Below are 11,421 nucleotides of genomic sequence, written 5' to 3'. Positions count from 1 at the left end.
TGAGGCGTAACGACCGCCGACGGAATAGGATCGACGGAATAACGACCGCCGGCCGTTTCGACGTTCCCGAAAGCAGACAGCGAACTCGCGTGCCGAGACAGGTACGCGCTGGACGGCCGGCACATCCAACGAAACGAAGGTTTGCTGAGAGAGCGCTGCGATCGAGATCGAAGCGAAACACGTAGCCCCGCCAAAACGCCGCGGCTTGCGGCTCTCACGAGCGAGCCATCGTATCGCAGCCGCCTATTTGACGATGCCAGCCGCTTTCCAGCTGCCGTCGAGTTCACGCATATGCACCGCCGTCGCGCAAAGCGAGGCGTCCGGCCATAGTCGACACGCCCCCTCCGCCTGGCGCACCGCTCGTTCCTGTCCGTAGTCCTTGATGTCGAGATGGTCCATGGCGTAGGCGAAGAACTGATCGCGAACGATCCGCGGATACCAGGCGCGTAGCGTATGCAGGCCGCCGATGACCGCTTCGGCGAATCGGCAATCGTTCGTCCTGCGCGACCACTCGTGAAGCGCGATCAACGCGCCGTAATGTCCGTTCACCACCGCGCTTCCGCCGTTCGGAAGATCGTCCGAGACGTATTCCAGGAACCAGTCCGTCCCGTCCGCGGCTCGATAGGAAAGCGCGGTCGGAAGCGGCAGCAGATACGACCGCGCGATGTCCAGCAGCGACGGATCGGCGAGCACTTTCGAGATGTGCATGAGTCCGATGGCGGCGAAGCCGTTGGCGAGCGCCGAGTACCAAGGGGCTTTCAAATCGTGTCCGACGTAGTTGTAGTTAAAGTCGTAGAAGACGAAACGCTCAAGACCGATCTTCTGCGTATGTTCTCTAAGGGAGGACAGCAGTTCGCCGGCGAGTTCTTTTCTCCGTTGGAGGGGAGCATCGGACGTGCCCGCGAGAACGGTCGCGTCGAGAGCCCAGACGTAAGGGGACCATTTGCCTTCGTAGACGACCGGCATTCCGGCGAAGTTTCTGGCGGGCCAGGAACTGTTCGTTCGCTCTTGAAGCCCGATCGTCGATAATTCGCTGTTTGAAGAAAGGCCGCGAGCGACCAAGCACGCTTCGGTCGTCCCTTGGGCGATCTCGACCCGAAATGGTTCTTCGGCGGAAGCAATCGCGACGGGTAAAGTTAGCAGAAGAATCCATAGAGGCGGTCGCAGCATCGCTACTCGTTGAGCGATACTGCGTCAGAGGTCAAGTTTCATGCGGACGAATGGATCGGCAGCGGGGACGAGCCGCTGCCGATCCATAGAATGAACCACCTTGGGGTTCGGCGCATCCGCAACGAAGCCCTGCCGAAGCGCGAATCTTGCGAACTTCAGGCGATGACGTTGAAGTCGTTGCTCGTCAGACGCAAACCCGGGTCGAGGTGGGCGAAGACGGTGGCGGCGGCGGCACCGTTGCCGTCGGCGTCGTAGAGGAGGCCGCCGGTGCGGCTGGAGTAGAGGATGTGGTCGCTGGCGTCGTGTGCGGTGCCCGACAGGCTGGCATAGAACGCATCTACCGCCAGCGCTCCGAGCGGCCCGGCCGCCGCGAACACCGCCTTCGACAGCCAGATCGTGTCGTCGGCCGCGACGAACCCCTTGATCGTGTCGGCATCCGCCTGGCCCGGCGCCTCGGCGAAGACGTAGATGTCTTTGCCCGCCCCGCCGTCGAGAAGGTCGACGCCCTTGCCGCCGAACAGGCGGTCGTTGCCGGCATAGCCGAGAAGGGTGTCGTTGCCGTCGCGCCCGACCAGGAAGTTGTCGCCGGCATTGCCGTAGAGCCAGTTGCGCCCTTCGTTGCCGTTCAGCTTGATCGCCGCCGTGCCGGCCGCCGCCTGCAACGCCTCGATCTCCTGGCCCGAACCAAGCCCGTAGCTGACGCTGGCGATCACCGTGTCGCCGCCCCCGCCCGCCGCTTCGACAACCACATCACGCAAATTGTCGACGAGATAAATGTCGTTGCCGGGCCCGCCGACGAGGCGGTCGACGCCGCGCCCGCCGTCGAGAATGTTGGCGAAACCGTCGCCGGTCAGCGTGTCGTTGAAGCGATTGCCGATGAGGTTCTCGATCGAGATGTACTCGTCGCCCGCAGCCAGACCGGCGTTCAGCCCGGCATCGGCAAGGTTCGCCACCACCAGCCCGTCGAGATCGGCATAGGACGCCGTGTCGATGCCCGTCCCGCCGTTCAGATGGTTGCTGCCCGTGCCACCATAAAGAACGTCGTTGCCCTCCTCGCCGTAGAGCCAGTCCGAGCCCGCGCCGCCGTAAAGCAGATCGTTGCCAACACCCCCATGCAGCTCGTCGTCTCCGCCGTTACCGCGAAGCACGTCGTCACCGCCGAAGCCGTGCATGATGTCGTTGCCTTCGGTCCCCTGCCGCGTGTCGGCGTATGCCGTGCCGTCGAAAACCAGCGCCGTCGGTGACTGTGCGCTGCTGCTCGTGCCGTAGAGCGTCTGGATCGCCGCGATATCCTCGGCGGTCAGCCCGGTTTGGCTATCCAGATAAGGATACATGATGGAGGTTGGTTGGTCGGAATGACCGAGACCGATCGCGTGCCCGATCTCGTGCACGGCGACGGCGTAGAAGTTGTAGCCCCATGCATCGCCGTCGACGTCCCAGCTGTCGCTGCCATCGAATGCAACCTCGGCATAAGTGAGGTGCGAGCCGGACATCTCCCAGGTGGTGTAACCGAGAGTGCCGCCGATACCGTCGAAGCTGTCCCACCCCAGCCTGATATCCGACGACGCGTCGTCCGAAGTCTGCTTGAAATCGATGTTCGCGACCTTCTCCCAGGTATCGAAGGCGGTCTTCACCACGTCCTGGAAAGCGGTCTCGTCGATCGCCCCGTCGAATCCGAAGAGCCGCGCCGCCGACGTCGCGAAGCTCCATGTCACCACGCCGGCGGCGATGCCGACGCCGCCGTCACCCCATTTGGGACCTGTGAAAGGAACGGTCACGCGAGCCTCACTTCACTGCGGCATACGCCGTGCCGACCGATATCAGCTTCGTCCTTGCCCGCAACTTGAGCGATCATCCCGAACGAGAATGACGGCGAAGGTGATGCGGCGCTGCATCAGGCGGCTCGATCGGCTCCGAGGAAAGTCTCGAGGATACCGGCGATCGCGAGGCTTGCCTGGCCTTCGCCGTAGTCGGCGATCTCCGAGCGCTCGCGATAGGTCTCGACCGTCCACAGGCGGTTCCAGCCGGCGTCGATGGTCTCGATCCATTCGGTCTCGTCGCGCAGCGTCACGCAGGGCACGCGATGGAAGTAGGCCTCCTTCTGGAGACCGCCGGAGTCGGTGAAGACACCGGCCGCCTGCGACAAAAGACGTGCCATGTCGAGATAGCCGAGAGGATCGATGAGATGAACCCGCTTGCCGCCCGGCCGCCGCTCGTTCAAAAGCGCACGCGTTCGCGGATGCACCGGCAGGACGATCGGCTGCTTCTCGGCGGCGGCGGCGAGCCAGTCGGCGATGCGGGCGAAGCGTACCGGATCGTCGGTGTTCTCGGCGCGATGGATGGTGGCGACGGCATAACCTCTTGGCGCGAGGCCGAGCCGAACCGCGACGTTCTCGCGCGTTGCCGAGCGGCGCACCGCATCCAGCGTCGCATCATACATGACGTCGCCGACGAGATGCGTCTCGCGTTCGAGGCCTTCGCGCTTCAGGTTGTCGACGGCCGCGCGAGTGGGACAGAACAGGATATCGCTGAGATGGTCGGTCATCACCCGGTTGATCTCCTCGGGCATGCGTCGGTTGAAGGATCGCAGGCCCGCTTCGACGTGAGCGACCGGGCAGTGCAGCTTGGAAGCCGCGAGAGCGCCCGCCAGGGTCGAGTTGGTGTCGCCGTAGACGAGGACGAGATCGGGGGCGTTGGCACGAAGGATCTCTTCGATGCCTTCCAGCATCCGGCCCGTCATCGCTCCGTGTCCAAGGGAATGGACGGCGAGGTTATGGGCCGGGGCCGGAATGCCGAGCTCGTCGAAGAAGATATCCGACATGCCGGCATCGAAATGCTGACCGGTGTGGATGATGGTTTCCTTCAAGCCTTTCTCGAGGAGCGCCCGGCTGACGGCCGCCGCCTTCACGAACTGCGGCCTGGCTCCGACGATCGTCAGGATTTGGGCCAAGAATCTGCTCCTTCTCGTCGTCGGCGGTCTTCGCCGGTCTGCGTCAGCTTCGGGAACGAACCAGCGGTCTCGCTCCGTCGCCGGACTGAGGCTGCGCCGTACCCTTCCAGCGTCGCCGTCTTCCGGTGAGAGGTTTGCCTGCCGTGTCGCGGCTTTCGCGAATTCGGTAAGGCGCTTTTAAACATCCGGTCACCCGGCGACAATCGTCGCCGGCTTCATCCCTGCGCCGGTGCCTGTGTCCTTCGGGCGACACGGTTCCCGAAACGCCCGGACGGTCGATCTTCCGTCGGACAAGCTTTCCGCGATGCCGTAACCCCCAAGCGTCATGTCGAGCGCGAACCTACCATCCACGACGACCACCGAGGCTGGTTTCACCGTGCAGCCGCCGATGCGTACGCCGAGCGCCGGAGCGCGCAACGCGAACCTCGACGTGCTGCGCGTCCTCGCGTGTCTCGCCGTCGTGCTGCTGCACGTCAGCGGGCGGACGATCTACCTCTATGGCGAGATCAGTTACCTATCCTGGAACGCGGCGAACTTCATCAGTTCTTCGACGCGTTGGTGCGTGCCCGAGTTCGTGATGATCAGTGGCGCGCTGCTGCTGACGCGGCCTATCCCGGATCCGATCAGTTTCGTGCGGCGTCGGTTCGGCCGGATCGCCGTGCCGATCATCGTCTGGAGCGCCGTTTATCTCTGGTGGCGGACCTACTGGTACGGCGAGTCGTTTGGTGCCTCGGCGGTGGCGCTCGAACTCTTCCTAGGCTTTCCCTACTATCATCTGTACTTCCTCTTCATGATCGCAGGCCTCTACGTCTTCACGCCGACGGTGGCGGCGGTCGTGCGGAGCCTCCCGCGTCGCCAAGCATTGGCGTTCGCCTGGTTGGCACTGGCAACCGCCGGCATCACCATGACCGTGCAAGGCTTGAACGGCAATGCGCTGACGCAGTTCGTTCCATATCTCGGCTACTTCGCGCTCGGCGCGTTGCTGTTGGAGTCTCGCGTTCCGCCGTCCATATCAGGCAGCCTCTTCGTCGCCGGCATTCTCGTCACCGCCGGGCTCACCCACTGGACCGCCTCGCTCGCCGGGATCAACGGCCCATGGGGAATGTATTTCTACAGCTACTTCAACCCGACCGTCCTCATCATGGCTCCGGCGCTGTTCTGCTGCGTGACCGCCCTGCGGCTGCCACGTACGCTTATGGCCGCAGCGGAACGACTCGCACCGCTGACTTTGGGAGTATTCCTGATACACCCGCTCGTGCTGGAAACGCTGCGTGCGCTTTACGCTCGCTTTGCGCCTCCGCTCCTGTGGCCCGTCCTCGACTTGCCGGTCACCTTCGTGCTGACCCTCCTCCTCGCCACCGCCTGCGTGACGGTCATCCGACACATTCCCCTTCTGCGGTACTCCGTCTGATCGATCGACGATCGATTCAGCCGACGAAGGTCGTCACGAGATCGTCCGGTCCTCGTGCGGCGTTCGCCGGCATCGGCTCGAACGCATCGATGAAGTGCCGGAACCAGAGTTCCACGGTTGCGTACCGCCAAAGCAGCCAGCTGCGGTCCACGGTGCCCGCCTGGTGCTGCCGCCAGTAGAAATCGAGGCTCGCCGGCGTCGCAAGGCCACGCTCCCGGAAGCACTGCGAGAACAGGAGATCCGCCAGCCTGTCGCGATCGGCTCCCCGTCGCATCCATCGCGCGGCGGGTGTCGGATAGCCGAACTTGCTGCGACGCCACGCTATCTGGGGCGGGAGCAGCGGCTCGGCAGCCCGGCGGAGCACCCATTTCGTCCAGGAGTCTCGGATCTTGAACGCCGGATCCAAACCAAGGGCGAATTCCACGAGCCGCACATCGAGGAACGGCACCCGTGCCTCGATCGAGAAGGCCATCGAGTTGCGATCCTCGTAGTGGAGCAGTGCCGGAATCGATCGGCTGGCCAGGTCCTCGTGCAGTCGTCGGGAAAGCCTGTCCAGGTAAGGCGAGTCGAGGCCGCATGTCGCGTCGCCTGCCGGCATGTCGGCAAAGAACGGAGGCGCGGCCGCGCCAGCGGCATGCGGTCGGAACCGTGCCTCGAGACCAAGCGCGGCGGTTCGCAACGCCTTCGCCGCCCGCAACGCCGCGGGGCCTTCGGTTGTCCCGAGGCCGCGCGGTCCGAAATGGCGGACCACGGACGCGGCGAGGCGGTGGGCGGCCAGCGACTGCCGGATCGATCCGTCGCCCGCCAGATCGTCCACGCGCAGGCCGTAGTAATAAAGATAGCCCGCGAACAGCTCGTCCGCGCCTTGACCGTCGAGCACGACCTTCACGTCGGTCGAGGCCCGGCGCATGACGTTGAACTGCGTGTAGAGGCCGGGACCCGCGCTCGGCATGTCCTGATGCCAGGTTATGCGGGCGAGCGTATCCAGAAGATCGCCGCTCGGCTCCTGCGTTATCTCGGCGCCGGTCGCGCCCGCCCGTGCGCGGGCGGCGCGGGCATAAGACGATTCATCGTAGTCCTTCCCTTCATAAAGTCCGGAATAGGCGTGTACCGCCGTCGGACTGCGCGCTGCCATCAGCGAAAGAAGGGCGCTGGAGTCGACACCGCCGGACAGGCAGATGCCGACCGGAACGTCGGAGCGCATGTGGAGGTCGACGCTTTGTCCGAGCAATTCCCGCAGGACCTCCACCGGATCCGTGCCGGCCCAGCGATCGCGGAAGGCTTCGGGCTGCACGTCCCAGTAACGCTCGGTCGTGAGGCTTCCCGTTGCAAGGTCAAGGCGAAGGTTCTGTGCCGGTTCGAGCTGGCGGACGTCGGCGAACACGGTCCCGGCGTCGTCGTCGAGCAGGCCGGTCGGCAGGAAATGGCGCAGCCGTCCGTGATCGGGTCGGCGCAGTTCCGGGAAGGCTGCAAGAAGCGCCTTGATCTCGGAAGCGAAGGCGAAACGCCCGGCGTCGACAGTGAAGTAGAAGGGCTTGATGCCGAAGCGGTCGCGCGAGGCGAACAGAACGTTCCGCCGCCGGTCGTGTATCGCAAAGGCCCACATGCCGTTGAAGCGCTGCACGCAATCGGCGCCCCAATGGCGGTAGGCGGCGAGCAGCACCTCCGTGTCGCTTTGCGACCGGAATCGTACGCCTCTGCCGCGCAGTTCCTCCCGCAACTCGATGTAGTTGTAGATCTCGCCGTTGAACGTCAGCGCCAACCCGTCCTCTTCGAAGACCATCGGTTGCTGGCCTTCGTCGGACAGATCGAGGATCGACAGCCTTCGGTGGCCGAGCACTACGGGGCCGCAACTGAAGATGCCGCCGCCGTCGGGACCTCGATGCCGGATGGCGGCGTTCATCCGGCGAACCTCCTCGATGCCGGCCGGCCGGCTCGCGTCGAGCCATGCGATCCCGCTAATGCCGCACATCGCGTCCTTCCGACGGATCACCTGCGGTAGCTGCGCCGATGTCGAACAGGCGCAGGAATTCTTCCTCCTGCGCCTCCCAGGAGAAATCCGGGGCCGCAGCTGCGACCCTTCCCGATATGGCCGGCAGATCGGCCGCCAGCATGGTGACGATAGCATCCGACATGGCGCGCGCATCATGCATCGGGAGGTTTAGCCCGAAACCTCGCTCGACGACGAAGCGACGCAACTCCGGAAGATTGTTCGCCAGAACCGGCAGTCCCGCGGCGATGAAGTCGAAGAGCTTGTTCGGCGTGCAGAGACGGGTGTTCAGATCGACCTCCCGATAGGGAACGATCCCTATGTCCGCAGTCGCGACCGTCGCGAGAAGGGCATTCTGCGGGACAGGCGGATGGAAGAACACGCCCTTCCAGAGGAGTCCGAGACTTTCCGCCTTGTTACGCAATGCTTGTTCGATGCCGCCGTCCGGTCCCAGGAGGACAAGGGCCGCCCGATGCCCCTCGACGAGCGCCATGGCGTCCACCAGCGCCTCAAGGTTCCGTCCCGCCGACAGCGAGCCATGCATGAGGAGGAGGTGCGTGTCAGGGGGGATGCCGAACGCGAGTCGCAATGAGACCGCGTCGTCAGACACCGGTCGGTCGGTCCGCGCCGCGAGCGGGAGGTTCAGGATCACCGCGGGCAGCGAGCGCGAACCCCGACGTTTCAGCTCGGCGGCGATGGAGGCGTTGACCGTGATCACGCCATCGACCTTGGGAAGCAGGCGTCTTTCCAGGCGGCGGTAAGCGCTTCGACGCCAAGCGGGCAGTTGCCGCTGCTCCGGATAGAGTTCGTGGGCATCGAAGAAGAGACGGGCCCCGAGCTCATCCGCTGCGAGGGCCGCAGTCAGGAGAACCGGGAGATCATGGGCGACGACGACGTCGGCTGCCTTCGCGATGGCGGAACGGTAGAACCCGTCGTGATGGAGGAAGAGCAACGGCGCGAAGACGGACAATCCGCCTGCTCGTCCCGGCCGGACCCGGCTCGCTCGCCGGTCGGAAAGGGCGATACGCTGGATATCCACGTGTGGAAACGCTTCCGCGTCTCGGTCATCGAGACCTGGATAAGGCAACGCGATCACCCGCACGGCCGCGCCCGCCTTGGCAAGGCTGTCGGCTTCGAGCAGGACGCGACGGTCGATGCGATCGTCGGCCACCAGCATCGTCACCGCAAGCGACCGCGGCTTCTCGCGTGCGGCGTCCCCGAACGAAGAGTGAACCGAAGGAGGACGTACAGCGTCGAGGAGGCTTCGCGCCAAGCGCCGCCAGAGCGGCCTGCGGTAGCTTATGGCGGGTGGGGCGGGGAGTGCCGGAGGCACGGGCGATCAGACCGCGATACGAACGTCTTCCGCTACCGCCTCCGGCAGGTCGGCGGAGTGGAAGTCCCATTCGGCGGAGTGGAAGAACTGTGCGCTGGCGCTGGAAAGACTGTCGGGCAGTTCGACGGTCACTTCGAAGCTCCGGCTGAGGAGGTCGTATCGGATCGCGGAGCTCGCATCCTCGATGCTGGTCTCCTCGTGAATCGATATGCCGATCGAATAGACGCCGGGGCCGAGCTGGTTGGGGTTCAGGATGAGATCGATGCGACGACCGGTGCCTTCAACCGCGTCGAAGTGATCGGGCTCGCTGAAGAAGCGAGCCATCGGACGGCCCTGCAGGTCGTGAATGGCGACGCCGTAGGTGCAATCGAAACGGCGGGCGACATGCGCTTCGAGAAAGATCGTCAGCTTGGCCGGCTGCAGCGAGACGAGCCTGTCCACGAGACCGTTCGCGTTGCTGACGGCAAACCCGACGATTTGCAGGTCGCCACTTTCCCCCCAGCGGGAGATTCCGTCGCGCGCGAGGTTGCGGAACGTGCGACCGTCGCCGTTCGGCACGGGCGGCAGCATCGAGGCGGCCTCGGCATGCGGCACGAACCGGGGAATCTGCATCCGCATGGCGGAGGCATCCACCGGACGGCCGATGCCGGGCCAAGCCACCGTCTCGCCGTCGTCCGCGGAATGCTGCGAGCCGGCTCCGTCCGCCGCCGCGGCGACGGCATGGGCGGCATCCACCGTCAGCGCCTTTTCCGAAGCGACGAGCCGGCCCTTGCGGTCGAGGCGCCGGCGCGTCGAGGATGGATCGCCGCTCCCCGGCAGGGCGCCGTAGAGTGCTTCCTCGTAGGCCTTCACCACGCGGAACGCTTCGTCGATCATATTCACGCGGCCGCCCTCGAGCCAGATGACCTCGTCACAGAGCTCGAGAACCTGCTGCATGGCGTGCGAGACCAAGAGGAGCGTGCAGCCGTCGGAGATGATGCGGTCGACGCGCTGCTTCGATTTCGCCAGGAAATAGGCGTCGCCTGCGCCCATCACTTCGTCGATGATGAGGATATCCGGCCTGATCGCCGTCGCCGTGGCGAACATTAGCCGGGACTGCATGCCGCTCGAATAGGTGCGGAACGGTTGATCGAGGAAGGGACCGAGTTCGCAGAACTCGACGACGTCCTCGAATGCATCGGCCGCCTGGCGCCGGGACAAGCCGTTGTAGTGCAGCGAAGCGTCGATGTTCTCCCTTCCGGTGTAATCCGGATGAAAGCCTTGTCCCATCGTCATCAGGGCCTGGATCGAGCCGTTCACGTCGATCGATCCGGAGGTCGGCCGGTAGTTGCCGGAAATCAGCTTCAGCAAGGTAGTCTTGCCGGCGCCGTTGCGGCCGATGAGGCCCATGCGGCGCCCGCGCTCCAACTGGAACGAGACATCGTCGAGAGCAAGAAATTCCTGCTTCTTCTGGCGCCGGCCAAAAAACCGCGAAAGTCCAAGCACATCGGCGAGCTGTTCCTTCGATCCGCCGCCGAGCCGGTAGCGCTTGGTGACGTTCTGGAAGCTGATCGCGTGGGCCGCAGCGGTCGTCATTGTCAGGCGTAATCCACGAATGCGTAGCGAGCACGACGGAAGAAGGACAAGCCGACAAGGAAGGTCCCTAGCCCAAGCGCGCAAGCGCCCGTCATCGCGAAGGCCGATGGCCAGGTTCCGAGCGCGAGCGGCGCCTGCAGGCAAAGCACGAAATAGCTCATCGGGTTGAACCAGATGATGAACTTCAGCGCGTCGGGCACCATGTCGGGCGTGTAGGCCATCGGGCTCAGCACCATCATCGCCATGTTGACGATGCCGACGGCCTGCTGGATGTCGCGCAAGGCAAGGGCCAGCAGCGAGAATATCCAGACGAGCCCGATCATGAACATAATCAGCAGGATCCAGGTGAGCGGCACGACGAGAAGCGCGATCGGCGATGCGGACCGCAGGACGATCGCGCCGACGCTCGTGATGCAGAGCGCGGCCAGCGAGGGAACCTGACTTGCGAGAACCGATCGCGGCGGCAGCAACTCGGCGGGAAACACCGTGTTCATCAGCAGGGCGCGCTGGCCGGAGATGACGCTGAGGCCGTTGGAAATGCTTTCGGAAAACATGATGATTGCCGACAGGCCACTCATCACCAGAACCGTGTAGGTCGCCGGCGTCAGATTGGGGACGCGGACGCGAAACACGACGACGTATATCGTGGCGTAGAAAGCCAGCATCGCCATCGGGTAAAGGATGGCCCACAGTGAGCCGAACTTCGAGCCCGCATAGCGCTGATGCACGTCGTGCTTGACCGCGTTCCAGAGCCGCGGTCCATATAGACGCATCCACTCCATTGAAGTTTCCTTTCGCTCGGCGGCCCGCCGACGCCGCGCGCAGCTGTATTTCAGGCCTGCCGTGACGCGGCAGGTTCCGGTGGTCAAGACGGACGATGCCACCCTCTGCCCGCAGCTCTGGAACCTTCAACGCCGTTCCACGGACCGCCTCGCGCCGCGCGGGCGCTATAGCAACGAAGCTTCGGAAGACGCAAGCGCGCGCCGTCGAAA

General features: G+C 64.5%; 8 protein-coding genes. 1 reads left to right on the top strand and 7 read right to left on the bottom strand.

All coding sequences use genetic code 11. The annotated features are described in order from the left end of the window. Nucleotides 1–243 precede the first annotated feature (243 nt). The 3 genes from F6X38_RS22615 to wecB form a co-directional block, all read right to left on the bottom strand. Nucleotides 244–1,170 (bottom strand): D-glucuronyl C5-epimerase family protein, encoded by a 927-nt coding sequence (locus F6X38_RS22615; protein ID WP_150973896.1) that lies wholly within the window; start codon nt 1,168–1,170, stop codon nt 244–246. A gap of 155 nt (nt 1,171–1,325) precedes the next feature. Next, nucleotides 1,326–2,948 (bottom strand): matrixin family metalloprotease, encoded by a 1,623-nt coding sequence (locus F6X38_RS22610; protein ID WP_150973894.1) that lies wholly within the window; start codon nt 2,946–2,948, stop codon nt 1,326–1,328. 116 nt (nt 2,949–3,064) lie between these two features. Continuing rightward, on the bottom strand, nt 3,065–4,120 hold the full coding sequence (gene wecB, locus F6X38_RS22605) for a non-hydrolyzing UDP-N-acetylglucosamine 2-epimerase (protein WP_202618065.1): 1,056 nt from the start codon (nt 4,118–4,120) through the stop codon (nt 3,065–3,067). A gap of 325 nt (nt 4,121–4,445) precedes the next feature. Between wecB and F6X38_RS22600 the strand changes: the two genes are divergently transcribed. Then, nucleotides 4,446–5,531, top strand: coding sequence for an acyltransferase (locus F6X38_RS22600; RefSeq protein ID WP_150973892.1), 1,086 nt, complete (start codon nt 4,446–4,448; stop codon nt 5,529–5,531). A gap of 16 nt (nt 5,532–5,547) precedes the next feature. Here F6X38_RS22600 and asnB read toward each other — a convergent pair whose 3' ends face one another. The 4 genes from asnB to F6X38_RS22580 form a co-directional block, all read right to left on the bottom strand. Beyond that, the gene (gene asnB, locus F6X38_RS22595; RefSeq protein WP_161992892.1) at nt 5,548–7,503 is read right to left on the bottom strand and encodes an asparagine synthase (glutamine-hydrolyzing); all 1,956 of its coding nucleotides are present in this window, start codon (nt 7,501–7,503) and stop codon (nt 5,548–5,550) included. Next, the gene (locus tag F6X38_RS22590) at nt 7,490–8,698 is read right to left on the bottom strand and encodes a glycosyltransferase (RefSeq protein ID WP_161992891.1); all 1,209 of its coding nucleotides are present in this window, start codon (nt 8,696–8,698) and stop codon (nt 7,490–7,492) included. Before F6X38_RS22590 ends, asnB begins: the two co-directional genes overlap by 14 nt. A gap of 162 nt (nt 8,699–8,860) precedes the next feature. After that, complete coding sequence (locus F6X38_RS22585) at nt 8,861–10,429, bottom strand: ABC transporter ATP-binding protein (protein ID WP_150973886.1); 1,569 nt, start codon at nt 10,427–10,429, stop codon at nt 8,861–8,863. A gap of 2 nt (nt 10,430–10,431) precedes the next feature. Continuing rightward, entirely contained in the window at nt 10,432–11,298 is an 867-nt protein-coding gene (locus F6X38_RS22580; RefSeq protein WP_150973884.1) for an ABC transporter permease, read from the bottom strand. Nucleotides 11,299–11,421: the final 123 nt, after the last annotated feature.

The organism is Plantimonas leprariae (genome assembly GCF_008802405.1).
GTDB lineage: Bacteria > Pseudomonadota > Alphaproteobacteria > Rhizobiales > Rhizobiaceae > Plantimonas > Plantimonas leprariae.
This window is presented reverse-complemented; position numbering and strand designations above follow the sequence as displayed.